Annotated in this window: 20 protein-coding genes; 10 read left to right on the forward strand and 10 right to left on the reverse strand. The window is 64.4% G+C overall.

The annotated features are described in order from the left end of the window. Positions 1–62: 62 nt before the first annotated feature. Entirely contained in the window at positions 63–1,244 is a 1,182-nt protein-coding gene (locus LJ656_RS27160) for a lactonase family protein (RefSeq protein ID WP_230512623.1), read from the reverse strand. A gap of 467 nt (positions 1,245–1,711) precedes the next feature. On the opposite strand from LJ656_RS27160, the gene LJ656_RS27165 reads away from it, so the two are divergent. Beyond that, complete coding sequence (locus LJ656_RS27165) at positions 1,712–1,864, forward strand: DUF3096 domain-containing protein (protein WP_013088853.1); 153 nt, start codon at positions 1,712–1,714, stop codon at positions 1,862–1,864. A 270-nt stretch (positions 1,865–2,134) separates the two neighbouring features. Here the strand turns inward: LJ656_RS27165 and LJ656_RS27170 are convergent, their stop codons facing one another. Continuing rightward, positions 2,135–2,380, reverse strand: a complete 246-nt coding sequence (locus LJ656_RS27170; protein ID WP_230512624.1) for a hypothetical protein — start codon at positions 2,378–2,380, stop codon at positions 2,135–2,137. Between the two features lie 242 nt (positions 2,381–2,622). Between LJ656_RS27170 and LJ656_RS27175 the strand changes: the two genes are divergently transcribed. Together LJ656_RS27175 and LJ656_RS27180 are read left to right on the forward strand one after the other, a co-directional pair. Then, positions 2,623–4,503, forward strand: coding sequence for a glycoside hydrolase family 15 protein (locus LJ656_RS27175; RefSeq protein WP_230512625.1), 1,881 nt, complete (start codon positions 2,623–2,625; stop codon positions 4,501–4,503). 181 nt (positions 4,504–4,684) lie between these two features. Next, on the forward strand, positions 4,685–5,962 hold the full coding sequence (locus tag LJ656_RS27180) for a polyhydroxyalkanoate depolymerase (RefSeq protein ID WP_230512626.1): 1,278 nt from the start codon (positions 4,685–4,687) through the stop codon (positions 5,960–5,962). A 128-nt stretch (positions 5,963–6,090) separates the two neighbouring features. Here the strand turns inward: LJ656_RS27180 and LJ656_RS27185 are convergent, their stop codons facing one another. Then, positions 6,091–6,723, reverse strand: a complete 633-nt coding sequence (locus tag LJ656_RS27185; RefSeq protein WP_075296257.1) for a TetR/AcrR family transcriptional regulator — start codon at positions 6,721–6,723, stop codon at positions 6,091–6,093. A gap of 185 nt (positions 6,724–6,908) precedes the next feature. On the opposite strand from LJ656_RS27185, the gene rsxB reads away from it, so the two are divergent. The 3 genes from rsxB (at position 6,909) to LJ656_RS27200 (ending at position 9,217) form a co-directional block, all read left to right on the forward strand. Continuing rightward, positions 6,909–7,880: an electron transport complex subunit RsxB gene (gene rsxB, locus LJ656_RS27190; protein ID WP_230512627.1), complete on the forward strand. Its 972-nt coding sequence runs from the start codon at positions 6,909–6,911 to the stop codon at positions 7,878–7,880. A 44-nt stretch (positions 7,881–7,924) separates the two neighbouring features. Beyond that, positions 7,925–8,569, forward strand: a complete 645-nt coding sequence (gene nth / locus LJ656_RS27195; protein ID WP_230512628.1) for an endonuclease III — start codon at positions 7,925–7,927, stop codon at positions 8,567–8,569. Between the two features lie 213 nt (positions 8,570–8,782). Next, entirely contained in the window at positions 8,783–9,217 is a 435-nt protein-coding gene (locus tag LJ656_RS27200; RefSeq protein ID WP_230512629.1) for a DUF1841 family protein, read from the forward strand. A 112-nt stretch (positions 9,218–9,329) separates the two neighbouring features. On the opposite strand, the gene LJ656_RS27205 is transcribed toward LJ656_RS27200, so the two are convergent. Both LJ656_RS27205 and LJ656_RS27210 read right to left on the reverse strand, forming a co-directional pair. Then, complete coding sequence (locus LJ656_RS27205; protein ID WP_230512630.1) at positions 9,330–9,713, reverse strand: c-type cytochrome; 384 nt, start codon at positions 9,711–9,713, stop codon at positions 9,330–9,332. A gap of 46 nt (positions 9,714–9,759) precedes the next feature. Continuing rightward, entirely contained in the window at positions 9,760–10,128 is a 369-nt protein-coding gene (locus LJ656_RS27210) for a c-type cytochrome (RefSeq protein WP_230512631.1), read from the reverse strand. Positions 10,129–10,467: 339 nt separating this feature from the next. Here LJ656_RS27210 and LJ656_RS27215 point away from each other — a divergent pair, with 339 nt between their 5' ends. The 4 genes from LJ656_RS27215 to tal all read left to right on the forward strand — a co-directional run bounded on the left by LJ656_RS27215 (position 10,468) and on the right by tal (position 15,053). After that, on the forward strand, positions 10,468–11,310 hold the full coding sequence (locus LJ656_RS27215; protein ID WP_075296245.1) for an AAA family ATPase: 843 nt from the start codon (positions 10,468–10,470) through the stop codon (positions 11,308–11,310). A 61-nt stretch (positions 11,311–11,371) separates the two neighbouring features. Then, on the forward strand, positions 11,372–12,547 hold the full coding sequence (locus LJ656_RS27220; RefSeq protein WP_230512632.1) for a vWA domain-containing protein: 1,176 nt from the start codon (positions 11,372–11,374) through the stop codon (positions 12,545–12,547). A gap of 110 nt (positions 12,548–12,657) precedes the next feature. Beyond that, the gene (locus LJ656_RS27225; protein WP_230512633.1) at positions 12,658–13,878 is read left to right on the forward strand and encodes a benzoate/H(+) symporter BenE family transporter; all 1,221 of its coding nucleotides are present in this window, start codon (positions 12,658–12,660) and stop codon (positions 13,876–13,878) included. A gap of 221 nt (positions 13,879–14,099) precedes the next feature. Continuing rightward, the gene (gene tal / locus LJ656_RS27230) at positions 14,100–15,053 is read left to right on the forward strand and encodes a transaldolase (RefSeq protein ID WP_230512634.1); all 954 of its coding nucleotides are present in this window, start codon (positions 14,100–14,102) and stop codon (positions 15,051–15,053) included. Positions 15,054–15,182: 129 nt separating this feature from the next. Here tal and LJ656_RS27235 read toward each other — a convergent pair whose 3' ends face one another. The 5 genes from LJ656_RS27235 to LJ656_RS27255 form a co-directional block, all read right to left on the reverse strand. After that, on the reverse strand, positions 15,183–16,322 hold the full coding sequence (locus tag LJ656_RS27235) for an FUSC family protein (protein WP_230512635.1): 1,140 nt from the start codon (positions 16,320–16,322) through the stop codon (positions 15,183–15,185). A gap of 164 nt (positions 16,323–16,486) precedes the next feature. Continuing rightward, positions 16,487–18,037 carry a monocarboxylate uptake permease MctP gene (gene mctP, locus LJ656_RS27240; RefSeq protein WP_230512636.1) on the reverse strand — a complete coding sequence of 517 codons (1,551 nt, stop codon included), beginning with the start codon at positions 18,035–18,037 and terminating at the stop codon, positions 16,487–16,489. Then, positions 18,037–18,276: a DUF3311 domain-containing protein gene (locus tag LJ656_RS27245; RefSeq protein ID WP_230512637.1), complete on the reverse strand. Its 240-nt coding sequence runs from the start codon at positions 18,274–18,276 to the stop codon at positions 18,037–18,039. Before LJ656_RS27245 ends, mctP begins: the two co-directional genes overlap by 1 nt. 453 nt (positions 18,277–18,729) lie before the next feature. After that, entirely contained in the window at positions 18,730–19,653 is a 924-nt protein-coding gene (locus LJ656_RS27250; RefSeq protein ID WP_230512638.1) for a class I SAM-dependent methyltransferase, read from the reverse strand. A 155-nt stretch (positions 19,654–19,808) separates the two neighbouring features. Further along, positions 19,809–22,049, reverse strand: a complete 2,241-nt coding sequence (locus LJ656_RS27255; RefSeq protein WP_230512639.1) for an NADP-dependent isocitrate dehydrogenase — start codon at positions 22,047–22,049, stop codon at positions 19,809–19,811. Between the last annotated feature and the right edge of the window lie 116 nt (positions 22,050–22,165).

Below are 22,165 nucleotides of genomic sequence, written 5' to 3' on the forward strand. Positions count from 1 at the left end.
GTGAGCGGTCCGTTTTTTTATTGCCCGCGCGCGTCGCTACCAAAGCCGCCGCGCGCCATCTATCACGCCGGCGACACCAGCTTGAAATCGACCGGCGCGCCGAGATCGAAATGCTGCTTCGGCGTCGGATCGAGCAAGCCGCTGTGCGGATCGCGCTTGAACACATACACGGTGTCGCTCAGCTGATTGCCGACGATCAGCCAGTTGCCGGTCGGATCGATCGCAAACTCGCGCGGCGACTTGCCGAGCGTCGACTGGCGGCCGATCTGCTTCAGATGTCCATTGGACGCATCGATCGAGAAGATCACGATCTCGTTCGCGTCGCCGCGATTGGACGCGTACAGGAAGCGCCCGTCCGGCGACAGATGGATCGCCGCCGCCCCCACCTTGCCCTTGAAGCCGGCCGGGCTCAGCGGCAAGGTCTGCACGAGCTTCAGTTTGCCGTCCTGATAGTCGAAGCTGCTGACCGTCGCCGTGAGTTCGCTGGTCAGGTAAGCGTGCCGGCCGTCCTTGTCGAAGATCAGATGGCGCGGGCCGGTGCCGGCCTTCATCTGCGTGTACGCCCAATCGGTCGCCGCGAACGGCGCGCCGCCGCTTTGCGGCGTATAGCGGTACGAGTACAGCTTGTCGGCGCCGAGGTCCTGCGCAAACATGTAGCGGCCGTCCGGCGAGAACACCGTCGAATGCACATGCGAGCCGTCCTGGCGCCCCTTCACCGGACCGCTGCCCTCGTGATGCACGGTCTGCACCGACGTGCCGACCTGACCGTCGCCCTGCAGCGGGAACACCGCGAAGCTGCCGCCCGGATCGGCGGCGACCGAGTAGTTCGCGGCCAGCAGATATTTGCCGTCCGGCGAAAGGCTCAGATGCGCCGGATCATTGCCATCGGACGACACCTTGTTCAGAAACGTCAGTTGCCCGCGCGCCGGATCGAAGCCGAATGCGCTGACGCCGCCACGCTGCGTGGCCGGACCGTCGTCGCCGGGCAGTTCGTTCACCGAATAAACGAAGTGCCGGTCGGGGCTCACCACCAGAAACGACGGATTGACCGTCTTCGCGACCGACACCGGCGTCGCCGCGCCGCTCTTCGTATCGAAGCGATAGACATAAATGCCCTCGCTCTTGCCGCTGGTGTACGTGCCGATCAGCATCGTATAGACGCCATCGGCCGGGACCGGGCCGGAATCTTGCGCATAGGCGTGCGCGGCGACCATCGAGACCATCAGCATGAAACCTTTTATCATCGTGCTGGCGGCACGCACCGGCGCGCGGCGCTGCGCGCGAGTCCGCTGAACCTCGGGCTCGCAACGTGGGATGGCAGCAAAGGCGGAAACGGGCGCAGAAGCAGAAACAGAAGCAGAAGCAGAAGCAGAAAGTGGGCTCGAAACGGGGCGCGCGGCAAACCGCCCGGCGGCACGGCGACTACGAAGCATGAGACCTCCTCGACATCGATTGTCGGTTGCAAACGGTGCAATGGGTGTAAACGGTGTCTGGTCTGCCGCGCATCGAAACGTGATGGTGCGTTGTTATTTGTGGGAGCCAGTATAAGAGCGTTACGTCGGCGCATGCAGCCAATCCGTCCGGTTGCCCGAGCCGTTGTATGACTGACCGCGCGGCCGCTTGCCTGAAGGGCCGCGCCGGCAGCTTTCCGGTTCCGCGTCGCGGGACCGTTTTTTAATCGCGTGTTACGCGCTTCACCTAGGGAGTCTCCATGAACGTCACTCTGAGCCTGGGCCCGCTCGTTTCGCTGATCGCCGGCATTCTGATCCTGATCATGCCGCGCCTGCTGAACTACATCGTCGCGCTCTATCTGATCATCATCGGCATCATCGGAATCTTCGGGGTGGGCTCGTCGCATCTATGACGATGCGCGGCGCGCGAGCGGGAGCAAGGCTTGCAACCGCTGCGCGCGCGCCTGCGCGACGGGCCGCAAACCGGGCTCATGTCATGTGTATGACGCGCAGGTGAACGCGTGGCCTCGCCACGCAGAGGTGGGATACACGCGGCGCGTAGCGGGCGCGAATGGCTGCGCCGCGTCGCGCGGTAGAAGCCGGGCGACGCAGCGCGGAAACGCCGGAGCAACGCCGGAGCAACGCCGACGAGCCGTCAGCGAATCTTCAGGACAACCGTTGATTTAGCCGTTCACGAGCTGGTCGAGCCGCAGGCGTCCCTGCAACGACAGGGGGCCGACGGCATAATGGCCGTGGTCTGCCCAATAGCGCCGGAAACATGCACGTTCGATCAGAAACGACGCGGTGGCGAGCATGCAGTTGCGGCTCAAACCGAGCCGGTCATGATCGAGAGACAACAAGGAATCCTCGCTGAGTTGGCTGGCGGCCGAGAGAATCGTGATGCAATCTGATTTCGAAGGGTTCAGCATAGCTTTCGTCCTCGGAAACGGCGTCTGCATGCGCCATGAGCAAGGCCGATTCGCAGCCCGGCGAGCACCGGGTATCGGCATGAAGTTTGATTGTAAGCACGGATTTGACGTTTTCCAACTCGCGTTTTGCCGTAGTGTGCGGTGAACCAGACAAAGCAGATGATGTTCCGGTAATAACGTCCATCAAGGACGCAGCAGTCCTGAATATCCGTAATAACGACTCGCTCTACGACACGTTTTCCATGCCTGCACTCATCGAAGACTATGCACTCATCGGCGACGGCCACACGGCCGCGCTCATCTCCCGCGAAGGTTCGGTCGACTGGCTGTGCTGGCCGCGCTTCGACTCCGCCGCGTGCTTCGCCGCGCTGCTCGGCACGCCCGCGAATGGCCGCTGGCTGCTGACCCCCGCCACCGACACCGCGCCGACCGTCACGCGCCGTTATCGCGGCGAAACGCTGATCCTCGAAACCGATTTCGAAACGCCAGAAGGCGCAGTCACGCTGATCGACTTCATGCCGCCCGGCAACGGCTGGTCGGAGATGGTGCGGATCGTCGTCGGCAAGCGCGGCACCGTGCGCATGAAAATGGAGCTGGTGCTGCGCTTCGACTACGGCTTTTCGATTCCGTGGGTCGACAAGCTCAGGAACGACAGCGGCATCAAGGCGATCGTCGGCCCCGACAACGCGGTGCTGCGCACGCCGGTCGAGCTGCGCGGCGAGGACATGAAGACGGTCGCCGACTTCACCGTCACCGCGGGCGAGCGCGTGCCGTTCTCGCTCGCGTACGCGCAGTCGCATCTGCGCATTCCGCCGGCGCGCGATCCGCACACCGCGCTCGCGCGCACCGAGACCCATTGGCTCGAATGGTCGGCGCGCAGCACGGTCAAGGGCCGCTGGGCCGCGCAGATCCAGCGCTCGCTGATCACGCTCCGCGCGCTCGCCTACGAGCCGACCGGCGGCATCGTCGCGGCGCCGACCACCTCGCTGCCGGAAAAGATCGGCGGCTCGCGCAACTGGGACTACCGCTACTGCTGGCTGCGCGACGCGACCATCACGCTGCTCGCGATGATGCGCGGCGGCTACTACGACGAAGCGCGCGCGTGGCGCAGCTGGCTCGGCCGGGTGATGGCCGGCGCGCCCGATCAGTTGCAGATCATGTACGGAATCGCCGGCGAGCGGCGCCTGCCCGAATCGGAGATCGACTGGCTGCCCGGCTATCAGGACTCGAAGCCGGTGCGGATCGGCAACAACGCGGTCGGCCAGCGCCAGCTCGACGTCTACGGCGAAGTGATGAACGCGCTGCATCTGGCGCGGGTCGGCGGGCTGCAGGCGGACAACACCGCGTGGAGCGTGCAGTGCGCGATGCTCAAGCACCTCGCGACGATCTGGCGCGAGCCCGACGAAGGCATCTGGGAAACCCGCGGCGGGCGCCAGCACTTCACGTTCTCGAAGGTGATGGCGTGGGTCGCGTACGACCGCGCGATCCGCTCGGCCGAAATGTTCAAACTCGACGGCCCGCTCGACGACTGGCGCGAGATCCGCGACACGATTCACGCGCAAGTCTGCGACAAGGCGTGGAACCCGGATCTGAACGCGTTCGCGCAGTCGTACGGCAGCGACCAGCTCGACGCGAGCGTACTGCTGATGCCGCTGCTCGGCTTCCTGCCGCCGAAGGATCCGCGCATCAAGGGCACCGTCGCCGCGATCGAACAGAATCTGATGCACGACGGTTTCGTGATGCGCTACCGCACCACCGAGTTCGACGACGGTCTGCCGCCGGGGGAAGGCACCTTTCTTGCGTGTTCGTTCTGGATGGTGGACAACCTCGCGCTGCAAGGTCGCGTGAAGGAGGCGACCGAGATGTACGAGCGCCTGCTCGCGCTGTGCAACGACGTCGGCCTGCTGGCCGAGGAATACGACCCGGTCGAAAAGCGCCAGGTCGGCAACTTCCCGCAGGCGTTCTCGCACGTCGCGCTGGTGCATACCGGACTGAACCTGATGAAGCACGAGGAGGAAATGGCGCAGGCGACCGGCCAGCCGCCGCATAACGGCAGCCGTGCAGCGGAACTTGAGGTTCAGGCAAGCCCTGATAGCGGCGCAGCAACATCGCCACTAGCATGAGCCGATGACAGTTTGCGTACACTGAATGCGGAAATTGTTGCGTTGCACAAAATTGCTTTGTTCGATATCATCGTCCCGACTGTCGGCCTAAAACATATGTGCCAACAACCAAAAATGGCCCGCCGCAACGCATCGTGCGTGTTTGCGAAGCCCAATGCGAACCGCTTTATACGGAGCACCCATGCTCTATCAATTGCATGAATTCCAGCGGGCGATGTTGAGCCCCCTCACCGCCTGGGCGCAGGCAGCGTCGAAGTCATTCGCGAATCCGGCCAGTCCGCTGGCCTATGTGCCGGGCGCCACCCGCCTGTCCGCCGGTTACGAATTGCTCTACCGGCTCGGCAAGGACTACGAGAAACCTGAGTTCAACATCCATCAGATCGTTAAGGATGGTCATAACATCCCGATCGTCGAGCAGACCATCGTGGAGAAACCGTTCTGCCGTCTGATGCGTTTCAAGCGTTTCGCCGACGACAGCGACGCTGTCAACCAATTGAAAGACGAGCCGGTCGTGCTGGTGTGCGCACCGTTGTCCGGACACCACGCCACGCTGCTGCGCGACACCGTGCGCACGTTGCTTCAGGACCACAAGGTCTACATCACCGACTGGATCGACGCGCGCATGGTGCCGCTCGAAGCCGGCGAATTCCGCCTGGATGACTACATCGCGTACATCCAGGACTTCATCCGCCATATCGGCGCGAAGAATCTGCACGTGATCTCGGTGTGCCAGCCCACGGTGCCGGTGCTCGCGGCCATCTCGCTGCTGGCAAGCCGCGGTGAAGATACCCCGCGCACCATGACGATGATGGGCGGCCCGATCGACGCCCGTAAGAGCCCGACCTCGGTCAATTCGCTGGCCACCCAGCACTCGTACGAGTGGTTCGAAAACAACGTGATCTTCACGGTGCCGCCGAACTATCCGGGCGTCGGTCGCAAGGTATATCCGGGCTTCCTGCAGCACACCGGGTTCGTCGCGATGAATCCGGAGCGTCACGCCGCATCGCACTGGGACTTCTACCAAAGTCTGCTGCGCGGCGACGAAGACGACGCCGAAGCGCATCGCCGCTTCTATGACGAGTACAACGCGGTGCTCGACATGGACGCCGACTATTACCTCGACACGATCCGCGTGGTGTTCCAGGAATTCCGCCTCGCCGAAGGCACGTGGGACGTGGCCGGCGAACGCGTGCGGCCGCAGGACATCAAGACGACCGCGCTGTTTACGATCGAAGGCGAACTCGACGACATTTCCGGCGACGGCCAGACCTTCGCGGCGCATGAACTGTGCAGCGGCATTCCGGCGAAGAACAAACGTCACTTCACCGCGGAAAAATGCGGTCACTACGGGATCTTCTCCGGCCGCCGCTGGCGCACCATTATTTATCCGCAGCTGCGCGACTTCATCCTCGAGCATAACAAGACGACAAGGACGACGAAGGAAAAAGTCGAAGCCTGAACGTCTGACCGGCAAGCATGAAAAAAACCGACGGCCTCTACGGAGGCCGTCGGTTTTTTTTTGGTGCTTGGTTCGTGATACTGATTGTCTGCCGCGGCAGAGGCGCGGCAGACGATGCGAGCCGGCCGCTACTTGCGCAACAGGTACGCGAGCAGCAACTCGGTATTCATCTGGATCACTTCGCTGCGTTCGGCGGCGCTGCTGAAATCGCGGCCGAGCGTCGCTTCGAGCGTAAAACGGTTCGACACGATGTAGTAGCCCATCCCCGACAGCGTCACGTAAAAGCGCAACGGGTCGACGTTCTGGCGAAACAGTCCGGCGCGCTGACCGCGTTCGAGAATGCCACCGAGCGTCGCGACGATCGGCGAGATCATTTCGCGGATGCGCGTGGACTTCTGCATGTAGCGTGCTTCGTGCAGATTCTCGTTATTGATCAGCCTGAGCAGTTCGGGATGGTCGCGGTAGTAGTCCCATACGAAATGGGCGAGCCGCGTAACCGCCTCGACGGGCGCGACGCCGTTCAGTTCGAGCGTGCGTTCCGCTTCGTTGAGTGCGCTGAATGCATGCTCGAGTACCGCCGTGAATAGCTGCTCCTTACTACCGAAGTAGTAATACAGCATGCGTTCATTGGTTTCCGCGCGGCGGGCGATCTGATCGACGCGTGCGCCGAATAGTCCACCATTTGCAAACTCTTCGGCCGCCGCAAGCAAAATTCGGCGCCTCGTGCCTTCAGGATCTCTTTTGATTTTCGGCTGATTCATGGTGGCATCGTCTTCGTGAGCCGCGTTATCCGGATCGCGCCGCCGGCCTCTCTCCTGAGCCTTTTTTTGGCGGCGTTGACGGGCGCGTCATGGTTGGGGAACACACCCTTTTCTGCGGTCTTTCGAAAAAAGCGCTTCGATTATGGCACATGGATTGCGAATGGCAATTGGGGAAATCGGCGATAATGTGCTATTTAGTTCAGGCCGTGCATCAGCATGGCAAACCCCGCGCCGTAACCGTGACAGACGTCAAAACACTCGCGGATCGCATCGAAGATCTGCTGCCCCAAACGCAATGCACGAAGTGCGGTTATCCCGCATGCCGTCCCTATGCCGAAGCCGTCGCTACTGGCGACGCGAACTATAACCAGTGCCCGCCCGGCGGTGCCGAAGGCATCGCGCGTCTGGCCGCGCTGCTCGGCAAACCGGTGATACCGCTCAATGGCGCCAATGGCGTCGAACGTCCGCGACCGCTGGCGGTTATCGACGAACAGGTGTGTATCGGCTGCACGCTGTGCATGCAGGCGTGTCCGGTCGACGCGATAGTTGGCGCACCGAAACAGATGCACACGGTCATCGCCGAACTGTGTACCGGCTGCGATCTGTGCGTGCCGCCCTGCCCGGTCGATTGCATCGCCACCCCGGCCGTTACCGGCGAAGCGACCGGTTGGGCCGCGTGGAGCCAGAGCCAGGCCGACGCCGCGCGCAAGCGCCACGACCGGCGCACAGCGCGTCTCGCGCGCGAACGCGACGCGGCCGAAGCGCGTGCGGCTGCGCGGCGCGCCGCGAGCACGGCGCCAGCGCCGGAAGCGGCCGATGCGGCTGCCGACGCGTCCGCTACGTCCGCCTCGGCGCAGACGCCTGCCGCCCCGGCGGTGAACGACGCCGAAGCGAAGAAACGCGCGATCATCCAGGCCGCGCTCGAACGCGCCCGCCAGAAAAAAGAAGAAATGGCCGCGAAAGGCCAGGGTCCGCAGAACACCGCCAACGTCAGCGCCGACGTGCAGGCGCAGATCGACGCCGCGGAAGCACGCCGGCGCCGGCTCGGCGTCGCCGGCAAAGACAGCAACGACAGCAACGACGGCAACGCCAACACCGGCGAACCCGCGCAGCCGCCCGAGCCGCGCCAACCTCCGAAGCCGTCGACCCCGCGCTAGCTCCGCCCGCGCGCCACGCCTTAACCGCCACCGACACGCTCCGCATGAACGCGAACAAACGCCGCGCCATCTACGAAACGCTTCAGAGCCTGAATCCGCATCCGACCACCGAGCTCGCGTACACGACGCCGTTCGAACTGCTGATCGCGGTGCTGCTGTCGGCGCAGGCGACCGACGTGTCGGTCAACAAGGCAATGCGCAAGATGTTCCCGGTCGCGAACACGCCGCAGAAGATCGTCGAGCTCGGCGAAGCGGGCGTGGCCGACTACATCAAGACGATCGGCCTGTATCGCACCAAGGCCAAGAACGTGATCGCGACCTGCCGGATCCTGCTCGACCAGTACGGCGGCGAGGTGCCGGAGGATCGCGAGGCGCTCGAAAGTCTGCCGGGCGTCGGCCGCAAAACCGCCAACGTGATCCTGAATACCGCGTTCGGCCATCCGACCATCGCGGTCGACACGCATATCTTCCGCGTCGCCAACCGCACCGGGCTCGCGCCGGGCAAGGACGTGCGCGCGGTCGAGGCGGCGCTGGAGAAATTCACGCCCGCCGAGTTCAAGCAGGATGCGCACCACTGGTTGATCCTGCATGGGCGCTACGTGTGCAAGGCGCGCCGGCCCGAATGCTGGCATTGCGTGATCGAGCCGCTGTGCGAGTTCCGGCCGAAAACGCCGCCGCCCGAGCTGTGAGCGAGCCTGGCGGCGGCACGGCGCGCGCTTCGAGGCCAACGCCAGCGTCAACACCAACGCCAATGCCAGCGCCAACAACAGAGCACACACCAGCGCCAGCAGCCCCTAACGCCGCGGCGTAAAATGTCGCTTTCGCGCGCCGCGCCGGCCCCACAGCCACACGCGCCACACGCGCAACCCGGCACCCCATTCCCTACACCCACCGGTTCCACGATGTTCAATCCCAGCCGCGACGAAGTCCGCCAATTTTTCATCGACACCTGGCGCAAGCAGCGCAACGGCGAAATCCTGACGCCGCTCGAAGCGATCGCCGCCGACTGGATCGTCGAACATCCGGAATATCACGCGGACCTGTCCGACGGCCCGGCCGCGCAGGCGCAGGACTATTCGCCGGAACGCGGCCAGACCAACCCGTTTCTGCATCTGTCGATGCATCTGGCGATCTCCGAGCAGTTGTCGATCGATCAGCCGCCCGGCATCCGCGCCGCGCACGAGCGGCTGGCCGCGCGCATGGGTTCGAGCCACGACGCGCAGCACGCGATCATGGATTGCCTCGGCGAAACCATCTGGGAAGCGCAACGCACCGGCATGCCGCCCGATACCGATGCCTATCTGCAACGGATCGAACGACGCGCGACGCGCGACTGAAGAACGCGCGAACGCGCGCCGCCAACCCCGCCCCAAAAGCAAAACACCCCGCCGAGGCGGGGTGTTTCGTTTGCAGCCGCTTCGCTCGCGCAACGCGCGCGAGGTCGAAGGCTTACTTCTTCTGCACCAGATCGCCTTGGAGCGATTCGATGTAAGCGGCGATGTCCTTCATATCGCTCAGCGACAGGCTCTGCACCTGGGCCTGCATGATCGCGTTGTTGCGGCCGAAGTGCGGATTGCCGAGGCCCATCTGATATTGGCGCAGCGCGAAGAACACGTAGTCGGAATGCTGGCCGGCGAGCTTCGGATACTCGGGGCTGACCGGCTTGTTCAGGTTCACGCCGTGGCAGGCCGCGCAGTTGTGGCTGTCGGAGAGCACCTTGCCGTTGGAAGCGTCAGCCGCGTGGGCGCCGTTCGCTGCAACCAGACCGAGCACGGCCGCCGACGCGCAGGCAGCCTTGAATACCGTGTGGAGTGCCTGTTGGGGCTTGATCATGGAATCTCCTATCCCGAGAATTTGATGTGCTGGTGACCGACGCCGATCACTTGTCGGGATTGTTTTTCGAAGCGGCAGTTTGCGCTGCGTAGTACGCGGCGATGTCGGCAATGTCCTGATCCGACAGCGACACCGCGATCGCATGCATCGTGTCGAAGTGGCGGTCGCCCTTCTTGTACGCGTGCAGTGCGTTCTCGAGGTACGCCTGGTTCTGGCCGCCGATCTTCGGCACACGGAACACCTCGGGATACGCGGTGCGATATTCGGGGATGCCGTGGCAGCCGATACACATCGCGACCTTGCCCTGGCCCGCCTTCGCGTTGCCCACGACATCCGCTGCCTGCGCACTGGCCGCATAGCCCGCGAGCACCGCCAGCGCTGCGATCACGACGTGTTTGCCGACGAATTTATTCATAGATGTAACCTGGCTTGAGGGGAAACGGGCGCCCAGAAAAGCGCGGTCCGTGCCGTTCTTCTTGTAGGGTAGCCACGCAGGCCAAAAAAATCGGGCTCATTGTACCGCGACGCCACGACGCACGTCCACCAGCCGCGGGGGCCGCGCAACGCCCGCCACGGCAGGCCGCAGCGCCTTATCCGGCGGGGCTGAGCGCACGCCGGGCGGGCCTGCCGGACCTGTATCAGGCAGCCGCTCCCGGGTGCCGCGCAACCCGGCTCACACCATACGCGAGCCGGTTTCAGGCCAACAGGTCTTCTGACTTATACTGGGTTTTTTCCCAAAAAAGAGCACCTCGCCATGCGTTTCGAAGGCTCATCGCAGTACGTCGCCACCGACGACCTCAAGCTCGCGGTCAACGCCGCGATGACGCTCAAGCGCCCGCTGCTGATCAAGGGCGAACCCGGCACCGGCAAGACCATGCTCGCGGAGGAAGTGGCCGCCGCGCTCGGCATGCCGCTGCTGCAGTGGCACATCAAGTCGACCACCAAGGCGCAACAGGGGCTGTACGAATACGATGCGGTCTCGCGTCTGCGCGACTCGCAGCTCGGCGACGAGCGCGTCAAGGACATCGCCAACTACATCGTCAAGGGCGTGCTGTGGCAGGCGTTCGAGGCCGACCAGCAAACCGTGCTGCTGATCGACGAGATCGACAAGGCCGACATCGAATTTCCGAACGACCTGCTGCGCGAACTCGACCGCATGGAGTTCTACGTGTACGAGACGCACGAACTGGTGCGCGCGAAGCATCGGCCGCTCGTGATCATCACGTCGAACAACGAGAAGGAACTGCCCGACGCGTTCCTGCGCCGCTGCTTCTTCCACTACATCAGGTTTCCCGATCCGCAGACGATGCAGCAGATCGTCGAGGTGCACTATCCCGGCATCAAGAAGGAACTGCTGGCCGCCGCGCTGCAAAGTTTCTTCGAACTGCGTAACGTCGCGGGCCTGAAAAAGAAGCCGTCCACCTCGGAACTGCTCGACTGGCTCAAGCTGCTGCTCGCCGAAGACATCCCGCCCGAAGCGTTGCGCTCGGCCGACCAGAAGCAGATCGTGCCGCCGCTGCACGGCGCGCTGCTGAAGAACGAACAGGACGTGAGCCTGTTCGAACGGCTGCTGTTCATGAACCGCAACAACCGTTGAGCGGGCACCCCGCCCTGACCCGACTGCGCGGCCGAGCCCGGCCGCCGCAAGGACACCCAGCATGCTGATCGACTTCTTCTACTCGCTGCGCGCCGCCAAACTGCCGGTGTCGGTGAAGGAATACCTGACGCTGCTCGAAGCGCTGAAGGCGAACGTGATCGCGCCGTCGCTCGACGAGTTCTACTACCTCGCGCGCATCACGCTCGTGAAGGACGAGCAGTACTTCGACAAGTTCGACCAGGCGTTCGGCGCGTATTTCAACGGCGTCGCGCAGAGCTCGGAACTCGCGTTCGAGGTGCCGCTCGACTGGCTGAAGAAGAAACTGCAACGCGATCTGTCGCCGGAAGAGAAAGCGCAGATCGAGGCGATGGGCGGCCTCGACAAGCTGATGGAGCGCCTGAAGGAACTGTTCGACGAACAGAAGGAGCGCCACGAAGGCGGCAACAAATGGATCGGCACCGGCGGCACGTCGCCGTTCGGCAACGGCGGCTATAACCCGGAAGGCGTGCGCATCGGCGGCGACGCGGCCGGCAACCGCACCGCGGTCAAGGTCTGGGAAGCGCGCGCGTATCGCGACTACGACGACCAGGTCGAGATCGGCACCCGCAACATCAAGGTCGCGCTGCGGCGGCTGCGCCGCTTCGCGCGCGAAGGCGCGGCCGAGGAGCTCGATCTGCCCGACACGATCCGCAGCACCGCGGCGAACGCCGGCTGGCTCGATCTGAAGATGGTGCCCGAGCGGCACAACAACGTGAAAGTGCTGATGCTGCTGGATGTCGGCGGCTCGATGGACGATCACGTGAAACGCACCGAGGAGCTGTTCTCCGCCGCCAAGGCCGAGTTCAAGCACCTCGAGTTCTACTATTTCCACAACTGCGTGTACGACTTCCTGTGGAAGAACAATCGGCGCCGGCACGCCGAACGCACGCCGACGTGGGACGTGCTGCACAAGTTCACGCCCGACTACAAGCTGATCTTCGTCGGCGACGCGACCATGAGTCCTTATGAAGTGCTGCAGCCCGGCGGCTCGGTCGAGTACAACAACGCCGAGGCCGGCGCGGTGTGGCTGCGCCGGCTCGCCGATCATTTCCCGCATTTCGCGTGGCTGAACCCCGAGCCCGAGGCGCTGTGGCCGTACCGCCAGTCGGTCAGCGCGATTCGCGAAGTGCTCGGCCACCGGATGTATCCGCTCACGCTAGCGGGCCTCGAGACTGCCATGCGCGTGCTGAGCAAGTAACGGCGCCGCTCGGCGCCCCGCGCCGCTTTATCGACTCACCGCTTTACCGCCTCACCACCTCACCGCTTCACCTCCGATAACAAGCAACAGGCCATAAGAAAAGCATCCGCATGAGCTCGCCCCCTTCGCCCCAGCTGTCCCCCGCCACCACGCCGCCTGGGCGCTTCAACCCGCTCGCCGATACCTCGCTATCGACGATCGTCGCCGGCTTCGTCGCGATGATGACCGGCTACACCAGTTCGCTGGTGCTGATGTTCCAGGCCGGCCAGGCCGCGCACCTCACCGATGCGCAGATTTCGTCGTGGATCTGGGCGCTGTCGATGGGCATGGGTTTCTGCTCGATCGGACTGTCGCTGCGCTTTCGCGCGCCGATCGTGATCGCGTGGTCGACGCCGGGCGCGGCGCTGCTGGTGTCGTCGCTCGCGCATGTCGAGTATGCGCAGGCGATCGGCGCGTTCATCGTCTGCGCGGTGCTGCTCACGCTGGTCGGCGTGACCGGCTGGTTCGACACGCTGATGAAAAAAATTCCGGCCGGCCTCGCGTCGGCGCTGCTCGCCGGGATCCTGTTCGAAATCGGCATCGAGATTTTCCGCGCCGCGCAGTACCAGAGCGCGCTCGTGCTGACGATGTTCTTCACCTACCTGATCGTCAAACGGCTGTCGCCGCGCTATGCGATCGTGACGACGCTGGTGGTCGGCACGGCGGCCGCCGGCGCGCTCGGACTGCTCGATTTCAGCCACTTTCACGTCGCGCTCGCGCATCCGGTGTTCACGATGCCGGCGTTCTCGGCGGCCGCGGTCGTGAGCATCGGGATTCCGCTGTTCGTCGTCGCGATGGCGTCGCAGAACGTGCCCGGCATCGCGGTGCTGCGCGCCGACGGCTACCAGACCCCGTCCGCGCCGCTGATCGCGACGACCGGCCTCGCGTCGCTGCTGCTCGCGCCGTTCGGCTCGCACGGCGTCAATCTGGCGGCGATCACCGCGGCGATCTGCACCGGCCCGGAAGCGCACCAAAATCCGCGCCGCCGCTACACCGCGGCGGTGTGGGGCGGCATTTTCTATCTGCTCGCCGGCGTGTTCGGCGCGACCATCGCCGCGCTGTTCGCCGCATTGCCGAAGGCGCTGGTGGTGTCGGTCGCCGCGCTCGCGCTGTTCGGCTCGATCATGAGCGGACTTGCGAACGCGATGCAGGACACGCGCCAGCGCGAAGCGGCGCTCGTCACCTTCATGGTGACCGCGTCGGGACTGACGCTGCTGTCGATCGGCTCGGCGTTCTGGGGGCTCGTCGCCGGTGTGCTCACGCAACTGATCCTCAATGCGCGGCGCGCGTGAACGAAGCGCCGCCTGGCGGGGTCCATATCGGTTGTCGCTATCCGCTGTTCATACCGTTGCCGGCGATCCGCCATAGAATAGATACATCCGGCAGCGCATCGCCGCCCCTCGCGGAACGCGCTGCGGCTTGACTCGCGGCCGCCGCGCCGCTCCACCGGGCGACGCGGCGGCGTCCTCATTTCCCCTGAACCACGGCGCACAGGCGCCCTGAAGGCCCGAACATGACAACCGCACTCGATCAACTCAAGCAATACACCACCGTGGTCGCCGACACCGGCGACTTCCAGCAGCTCGCGGCCTACAAGCCGCAGGACGCGACCACCAATCCGTCGCTGATTCTGAAGGCCGTGCAAAAAGACGACTACCGGCCGCTGCTCGAAAAAACCGTCAAGGCGCACGCGTCGAAACCGGTCGGTGCGATCATCGACCAGTTGCTGATCGCGTTCGGCACCGAAATCCTCAAGATCATCCCGGGGCGGGTCTCGACCGAAGTCGACGCGCGCCTGTCGTTCGACATCGAAGGCTCGGTCGCGAAGGGCCGCGAGCTGATCGCGCTGTACAAGGACCACGGCATCGAGCGTGAGCGCGTGCTGATCAAGCTCGCTTCCACCTGGGAAGGCGTGCGCGCGGCCGAGGTGCTGCAGAAGGAAGGCATCCGCTGCAACATGACGCTGCTGTTCTCGCTCGCCCAGGCGGCCGCCTGCGCGGAAGCGGGCGCGCAACTGATCTCGCCGTTCGTCGGCCGGATCTACGACTGGTACAAGAAGAGCGCCGGCAGCGCGTGGGACGAAGCGAAGGACGGCGGCGCGAACGACCCGGGCGTCAAGTCGGTGCGCCGCATCTACGCGTACTACAAGAAGTTCGGCTACAAGACCGAGGTGATGGGCGCGAGTTTCCGCACCACTTCGCAGATCCTCGAACTGGCCGGCTGCGATCTGCTGACCATCAGCCCGGACCTGCTGCAGAAGCTGCACGACAGCAACGAGACGGTCGAGCGCAAGCTGTCGGGCGACATGGCGCAGGAAGCGGACCTCGAACGCGTGCCGGTCGACGAAAAGTCGTTCCGCTTCCTCGTCAACGACGATGCGATGGCGACCGAGAAGCTCGCCGAAGGGATCCGCACGTTCGCCGCCGATGCGGTAAAGCTCGAAAAGCTGATCGACTCGCTGCGTTGAAAGCCTGCGTCGAGAAGCTGAGCCGCGCGCGCTGATGGAGCGGTGATCGAGCGCCGATCCGCGCTCCAGCCGAGCCCGCTGCGCAAAACCGAACGACCCTGAACCTCACGGTTCAGGGTCGTTCGCCGTTTACCGTCGCGCGGTCTTCGCGTCGCTCCGCGAACCGCGCGTATGCCCTTCGATATCCCAGTTCGGCTCGGTCTCGAGCAACAGCGCGCGCAGCCGGTCCACCTGTTCCGCGAGCCGCTGGCCGAGCCAGTACGGCCCCTGCCATTCGGGCGGCAACCCCGCCGCCCCGCCCGGCGCGTCGACCAGCGGCGCCGCGGCTGGAATGCCCGCGTTGGTCGTGTGACCGAAGCGCAACGCGCGCGCCATCGACAGCAGAATCGCCCGCACCGCGCGCACCTCGTTGCCGCAGTGCGCGGCGTACGCGGCACGCGCGGCGGCGTCGGCGTGCATCAGCGGACCGGTCGCGAGCAGTTCGAGCGAACTGAGCACCGAGCGATGCAGCCGCTGGATCTCCTCGAGCCGGGTCAGCGGCACGCCGATTTCCTTCGCGACCGACGGCATCAATCCGCGCAACTGCACGAGCCGCTTGTTGATCGCGACGAAATGCCGGACCTGCTCTTCCTCGCCGATCGTCTCGCCGTCGAGCAGCCGCGCGTAGATGCCCGCGCATTCGCGCAGATTGGTCGCGAGCCCGTAGCGCCACGAATACGTCGCGTGCAACGGAAACGCGAACGAGAAGCCCAGCGCGATCACGATGCCGATCAGCACATTGAAAGTGCGCCACAGCCCGACGTCGATCAGGTTGTCGCCGTGACCGGCGACGATGCACATCGTGATCGCGGTCAGCAGTCCGACATAACCCGCCTTGCCGATCGCGAACCATGCGCAGATCCCCGCGATGATCGCCTCCAGCACGAAGGTGAGCGGCAACGAGCCGATCATGTTCTGCTGCATGATCAGCACGAGTCCGATCGCCGCGCCGAGCAGCGTGCCGGCCGCGCGCTCGGCCGCTTTCTGGCGGATATTTCCGTGATGCTGGAGGCCGCCGATCACGACCAGCAGCGTCACCGACGACCAGATGCCGTGCGGAATGTCGATGCCGGTGGTCGCGAGAATCGAGAACAGCATCGCGAGGCCGACCCGCAGGCTGTGCAGCACCTTCGCGTGGCGATAGCGGTAATAGGGCGAGCTCACCGCGCGAATCATCCGGCTGAGCGCCGAGCGGCGCGGGATCACGGTGGGAGTATCGGCAGCAGCCATGGCAGCGCGCGGCGAACGCGTGAAGGAACGGTTCCGCTATCGTGCCCTGGAGTGCCGCGCAAACACAAACGCCCGCGAACTTTCGTCCGCGGGCGTTGCATTTGCGACTGTGCCTTCAGCTAGCGGCGCGGCCGCCCCCCGAACCTCGGGAAGCGGCGCACCGCTCAGCCTTCGACGACGTCCAGATAGTCTTCCGGACGGGTCCGGTCCTCGCCGCGCTGCATCCCCGCCGCGCGCACCAGCAGACTCACGACGACCGACACCACGAGGTTGACGATCAGCGCCCACACCGCCGCGTAGCCCGGCACCGCCATGCCGAACAGATGGATCGTGAAGATCGAACCGGCCAGTTTCAGCGAAATCGCCATCCACGTACCGGTCACGATACCGGCTGCCCAGCCGGCCAGCAGACCGCGGTAGTCGAGCACGCGGGTGTAGAGGCCGAGCACGATCGCCGGCAGCGTCTGGATGATCCAGATCCCGCCGAGCAGTTGCAGCTGGATCGCATACGTGAGCGGCAGGCCGAGAATGAACGCGACCGCGCCGACCTTGACGATCAGCGACACCAGCTTGGCGACGTTGGTCTCCTGCTCGTGCGTCATGTTGCGGTTGACGAACTCCTTGTGCACGTTACGCGTGTACAGGTTCGCCGCCGCGATCGACATGATCGCCGCCGGCACCAGCGCGCCGATCCCGATCGCCGCGAACGCGACGCCGACGAACCACGACGGGAAGAAGTGCAGGAACAGCGCCGGCACCGCGAAGTTCGGACCGAAGGCCTTGAAGTACGGCGCGAACTCCGGCATGTCCTTCACGCCGGCCGCGAGCGCCATGAAGCCGAGCAGCGCGAGCAGACCGAGCACCAGCGAGTAGGCCGGCAGCAGCGCCATGTTGCGGCGGATCGTGTTGCCCGACTTCGACGACAGCACCGCGGTGATCGAGTGCGGATACAGGAACAGCGCGAGCGCCGAGCCTACCGCCAGCGTCGCGTACGCGCTATAGCCGTTCAGGCTCGACACGTCCGGAGACTTCAGCAGCAGCTTGGCCGGCGGCACCGCGCCGAAGATATGGCCGAAGCCGCCCAGCTGCGGCGGAATCACGATGATCGCCGCGAAGATCGTCACGTAGATCAGGATGTCCTTGACCACCGCGATCATCGCCGGCGCGCGCAGGCCCGACGTGTACGTGTAGGCCGCGAGGATCGCGAACGCGATGATGAGCGGCAGATCGCCGACGAAGCCGGTGGTGTCGAAGCCGAGCGCGCCGATCACCACTTCGATACCGACCAGTTGCAGCGCGATGTACGGCATCGTCGCGACGATGCCGGTCACGGCGATCGCGAGCGCGAGCATGCGGCTGCCGTAGCGGGCCGACACGAAGTCCGCCGAGGTCACGTAGCCATGCTTCTTGGCGATGCTCCACAGCTTCGGGAACACGACGAACGCGAACGGATAGATCAGGATCGTGTACGGCAGCGCGAAGAAACCGGTTGCGCCCGCACCGAATACCAGCGCCGGCACCGCGATGAACGTGTACGCGGTGTACAGGTCGCCGCCGAGCAGGAACCACGTGACGATCGTGCCGAAACGGCGGCCGCCCAGGCCCCACTCTTCCAGATGGGCGAGATCGCCGCGCCGCCAATGGGCCGCGACGAAGCCGAGAATCGTGACGCCGATGAAGAACAGGACGAAGACGAAGGTTGCAATCGGGTTCATTATTGCGCGCCCCCGTTCGAACGACCGGTATAGCGGGATTTGGTCTTCATGTAGACGAACGCCGTGATGGCCGCGCTAATCAGCACCCACAGCAGTTGATACCAGTAGAAGAACGGAAAATCGAACAGCTGCGGTTCGATCCGGTTGTAGGACGGCACCCAGATCATTGCGATCCACGGTAGCAGCAATAGCCAGAGCCAGTGCTTGCTGGCCTTTTTCACGTCGGCGTCGTGAGCCATGACGTCTCCTCTTTCCTATTTTGAATTTATCTGCCCGTGGTCGACGGGAGTGGAATCGCGGCGGGTGGTCGTCCCGCGGATTGGCCACGGGCGCCCCGAAAGCTTCGAAAGAGTATAGGAGTGGCGAATGCCCGGTCAAGCAGGGACGACCCGAGGCACAGCGAGGTGTGGCAACGCCGTCACGGCTTCGGCGCGCGGTGTTGATCAGAGTCTGGGATGCCTTTGCGAACGCGCGTTTTGCAGATGGGGTTCGAATGCGGAAAACAGAGGGCGAGGCGGAAAGAATTGCAGCGTGGGAAAAGTGCGCAGTGCTACGTATATGATTTTTGCATCGGTTCGCTGAAGCGGGTGAAATGCCGCTTCAGCAAATCCGCGAGGAGCACCTGGGCAGGCGCCGCGGCTGTGCGCCCCGGCCTAGCGTCCCGGTCAGGCGCCCCCGGCCAGGCGCCCCCCTCAGATCACGAACGACGCGCCGGTCTGTCCGGTCGATTCGCGCAGCCCCTTGATCCACTTGCGCGCCGGCAGACCGAGTTCGGCTTCGATCAGCTTCGCGCGTGCGTCGAGCGCGGTGAACGGCACGTCGAGCGCCGGGCCCGAGAACGCGATCGCGATGCGGTTGCCGTCGTGCACTTCGGGCAGCGCGACCACGCGGCCGTCGAACGCTTCGTTCAGGCGCTTCATGTTGCGCACGAAGCTCGGATGATCGCCGAACAGGTTCACCGTGACGATGCCCGCGTCGGTCAGACACTCGCGCGCCGCGCGGTAAAAGCCGACGCTATCGAGCACCGGACCACGCGCGGTCGCGTCGTACACGTCGATCTGCAACGCACCGATCGTGCCGTGATTCGCGCGATCGTTGACGAAGTCCCATGCGTCGATTTCGTGCACGGTCAGACGCGCGTCGTCGTGCGGCAGATCGAACATCGTGCGCGCGGCGACGACCACCGCCGGGTTCAGCTCGACCGCGTCGACCTTCGCGCTCTTCAGGAAGCGATGCGCGAACTTGGTCAGCGACGCCGCGCCGAGCCCGAGCTGCACGATGCGCTTCGGCGTTTCGAGAAACAGCAGCCAGGCCATCATCTGCTGCGCGTATTCGAGTTCGATATGGTCGGGCTTGCGCAGACGCATCGCGCCTTGCACCCACTCGGTGCCGAAATGCAGGTAGCGCACGCCGCCTTCTTCGGAGAACGTGACCGGCGCGAAACGCGGCTTGCGCGGCGCTTCGATTTGCGGCGCGTCGTGCAGGTCGGTGTCGGCGGCGGGCTTTGCGTTGCGCGCGGCTTTCGGCGCGCTCTTCTGTTTACCGCCGACAGCGTCGGCGTCCCGATTGCGGAATGCACGCGCTTCGGCCGAAGCGCGCTTGATCAGTTTGGTCATGTGAGGATTTCTGGAGGTCGCGCTGGACGCGCAATTTCTGGACGACCGAGAGCATAGCATTCGACGTCGGCAGCGGCCGCGAACCAGCACGCCACAAAAAAACCGCCCGCATTGCGCGGGCGGTTTGTCTTCACTTCATTTCGGCGTGCTTCGGATTACGCTTCGCGAGCCGCGGCCAGCGCCTCGTTGAACGTGCGGCTCGGCCGCATCACTTCGTCGAGCTTCTCGAAGTCGGGCTTGTAATAGCCGCCGATATCGGCCGGGTTGCCCTGCACCGAGGCCAGTTCCGCGACGATCACCTGCTCGTTGGCGGTCAGCTGCGTCGCCAGCGACTTGAAGCGCGCGGCCAGTTCGGCGTCGTCGGTTTGCGCGGCCAGCTCCTGCGCCCAGTACATCGCCAGGTAGAACTGACTGCCGCGATTGTCGAGTTCGCCGCTTTTCGGACGCGGGCTGCGGTTGTTGTCCAGCAGCTTGCCGGTCGCGGTATCGAGCGTCTTCGCGAGAATCTTGGCCTTCTGGTTGCCGGTCTTGATCCCGAGTTCCTCGAGCGACACCGCGAGCGCGAGGAATTCGCCGAGCGAGTCCCAACGCAGATGGTTTTCCTCGACCAGCTGCTTCACGTGCTTCGGCGCCGAGCCGCCCGCACCGGTCTCGTACATGCCACCGCCGGCCATCAGCGGCACGATCGACAGCATCTTCGCGCTGGTGCCCAGCTCCATGATCGGGAACAGATCGGTCAGATAATCGCGCAGGATGTTGCCCGTGACCGAAATCGTGTCGAGCCCGCGCACCACGCGTTCGAGCGTGTAACGCATCGCGCGCACCTGCGACATGATCTGGATGTCGAGGCCGGTTGTGTCGTAGTCCTTCAGATAGGTCTCGACCTTCTTGATCAGCTCGGCTTCGTGCGGACGATACGGGTCGAGCCAGAACACCGCCGGCGTGCCCGAGTTGCGCACGCGCGTAACCGCCAGCTTGACCCAGTCGCGAATCGCCGCGTCCTTCACCTGACACATGCGCCAGATATCGCCCTGCTCGACGTTCTGCGTGAGGAGCACTTCGCCGGTGGCCAGATCGACGATGCGCGCCTCGCCGTCTTCCGGCACCTCGAAGGTCTTGTCGTGCGAGCCGTATTCCTCGGCCTTCTGCGCCATCAGGCCGACGTTCGGCACGGTGCCCATCGTGACCGGATCGAAGTTGCCGTTGGTCTTGCAGAAGTTGATGATCTCCTGATAGATGCGCGCGAACGTGCTCTCCGGAATCACCGCCTTGGTGTCCTTCGGACGGCCGTCGGCGCCCCACATCTTGCCGCCCAGGCGGATCATCGCCGGCATCGACGCATCGACGATCACGTCGTTCGGCGCGTGCAGGTTCGAGATGCCCTTGGCCGAATCGACCATCGCCAGTTCCGGGCGATGCTCGTGGCACGCGTGCAGATCGCGGATCACTTCCTCGCGCTTCGATTCGGGCAGCGTTTCGAGCTTCTCGTACAGATTGACGAGGCCGTTGTTCACGTTCACGCCGAGTTCGTCGAACAGCTGCTGGTGCTTCGCGAACGCTTCCTTGTAGAACACCCGCACCGCGTGGCCGAACACGATCGGATGCGAGACTTTCATCATCGTCGCCTTCACGTGCAGCGACAGCATCATGCCGGTCTTGCGCGCGTCTTCCATCTGCTCTTCATAGAACTCGAGCAGCGCCTTCTTGCTCATGAACATGCTGTCGATGATCTCGCCGTCCAGCAGCGCGACCTTCGGCTTGAGCACGATCGTCTTGCCGCTCTTCGTGACGAGTTCCATCTTCACGTCGCGCGCGCGATCGAGCGTCATCGACTTTTCGCCGTGATAGAAGTCGCCGTGGCGCATGTGCGCGACGTGCGTGCGCGAGGCCATGCTCCATTCGCCCATGCTGTGCGGATGCTTGCGCGCATAGTTCTTGACCGCGGCCGGCGCGCGGCGGTCCGAGTTGCCTTCGCGCAGCACCGGGTTGACCGCGCTGCCCAGGCACTTCGAATAGCGCTGACGGATGTCCTTCTCGATGTCGGTCTTCGGATCTTCCGGATAGTCGGGCAGGCGGTAGCCCTTCGACTGCAACTCCTTGATCGCGCTCATCAATTGCGGCACCGACGCGCTGATGTTGGGCAGCTTGATGATGTTGGTGTCGGGCAACAGCGTCAGGCGGCCGAGTTCGGCGAGGTTGTCGGGCACGCGCTGGGCGTCGGTCAGGAACTCGGGAAACTCGCCGAGGATACGGCCCGCGAGCGAAATGTCGCTGGTCTCGACCTGCACGCCCGCCGGCGCGGTAAAGGTCCGGATGACCGGCAGGAACGCACTGGTCGCGAGCAGCGGGGCCTCGTCGGTGAGGGTGTAGATGATGGTCGGTTGCTGGGTCGTCATTGCTGGGCTCTGGGCAGGCAGTTGAAAGGCATCTCGCACGCGGCGGCCGGGTGAAACGGACAACGCGGTCGGGAATCGGGCAACTCTGAGGCAGACACAACGTGTGCGGCGGACGG

The sequence above is a fragment of the Paraburkholderia sejongensis genome (genome assembly GCF_020880815.1).
Classification (GTDB): domain Bacteria; phylum Pseudomonadota; class Gammaproteobacteria; order Burkholderiales; family Burkholderiaceae; genus Paraburkholderia; species Paraburkholderia sejongensis.

Bases quoted from the DNA above. Each gene is read 5' to 3' on its own strand.
- LJ656_RS27160 (WP_230512623.1), bottom strand. From the start codon at position 1,244: ATGATAAAAGGTTTCATGCTGATGGTCTCGATGGTCGCCGCGCACGCC.
- LJ656_RS27165 (WP_013088853.1), top strand. From the start codon at position 1,712: ATGAACGTCACTCTGAGCCTGGGCCCGCTCGTTTCGCTGATCGCCGGC.
- LJ656_RS27170 (WP_230512624.1), bottom strand. From the start codon at position 2,380: ATGCTGAACCCTTCGAAATCAGATTGCATCACGATTCTCTCGGCCGCC.
- LJ656_RS27175 (WP_230512625.1), top strand. From the start codon at position 2,623: ATGCCTGCACTCATCGAAGACTATGCACTCATCGGCGACGGCCACACG.
- LJ656_RS27180 (WP_230512626.1), top strand. From the start codon at position 4,685: ATGCTCTATCAATTGCATGAATTCCAGCGGGCGATGTTGAGCCCCCTC.
- LJ656_RS27185 (WP_075296257.1), bottom strand. From the start codon at position 6,723: ATGAATCAGCCGAAAATCAAAAGAGATCCTGAAGGCACGAGGCGCCGA.
- rsxB (WP_230512627.1), top strand. From the start codon at position 6,909: ATGTGCTATTTAGTTCAGGCCGTGCATCAGCATGGCAAACCCCGCGCC.
- nth (WP_230512628.1), top strand. From the start codon at position 7,925: ATGAACGCGAACAAACGCCGCGCCATCTACGAAACGCTTCAGAGCCTG.
- LJ656_RS27200 (WP_230512629.1), top strand. From the start codon at position 8,783: ATGTTCAATCCCAGCCGCGACGAAGTCCGCCAATTTTTCATCGACACC.
- LJ656_RS27205 (WP_230512630.1), bottom strand. From the start codon at position 9,713: ATGATCAAGCCCCAACAGGCACTCCACACGGTATTCAAGGCTGCCTGC.
- LJ656_RS27210 (WP_230512631.1), bottom strand. From the start codon at position 10,128: ATGAATAAATTCGTCGGCAAACACGTCGTGATCGCAGCGCTGGCGGTG.
- LJ656_RS27215 (WP_075296245.1), top strand. From the start codon at position 10,468: ATGCGTTTCGAAGGCTCATCGCAGTACGTCGCCACCGACGACCTCAAG.
- LJ656_RS27220 (WP_230512632.1), top strand. From the start codon at position 11,372: ATGCTGATCGACTTCTTCTACTCGCTGCGCGCCGCCAAACTGCCGGTG.
- LJ656_RS27225 (WP_230512633.1), top strand. From the start codon at position 12,658: ATGAGCTCGCCCCCTTCGCCCCAGCTGTCCCCCGCCACCACGCCGCCT.
- tal (WP_230512634.1), top strand. From the start codon at position 14,100: ATGACAACCGCACTCGATCAACTCAAGCAATACACCACCGTGGTCGCC.
- LJ656_RS27235 (WP_230512635.1), bottom strand. From the start codon at position 16,322: ATGGCTGCTGCCGATACTCCCACCGTGATCCCGCGCCGCTCGGCGCTC.
- mctP (WP_230512636.1), bottom strand. From the start codon at position 18,037: ATGAACCCGATTGCAACCTTCGTCTTCGTCCTGTTCTTCATCGGCGTC.
- LJ656_RS27245 (WP_230512637.1), bottom strand. From the start codon at position 18,276: ATGGCTCACGACGCCGACGTGAAAAAGGCCAGCAAGCACTGGCTCTGG.
- LJ656_RS27250 (WP_230512638.1), bottom strand. From the start codon at position 19,653: ATGACCAAACTGATCAAGCGCGCTTCGGCCGAAGCGCGTGCATTCCGC.
- LJ656_RS27255 (WP_230512639.1), bottom strand. From the start codon at position 22,049: ATGACGACCCAGCAACCGACCATCATCTACACCCTCACCGACGAGGCC.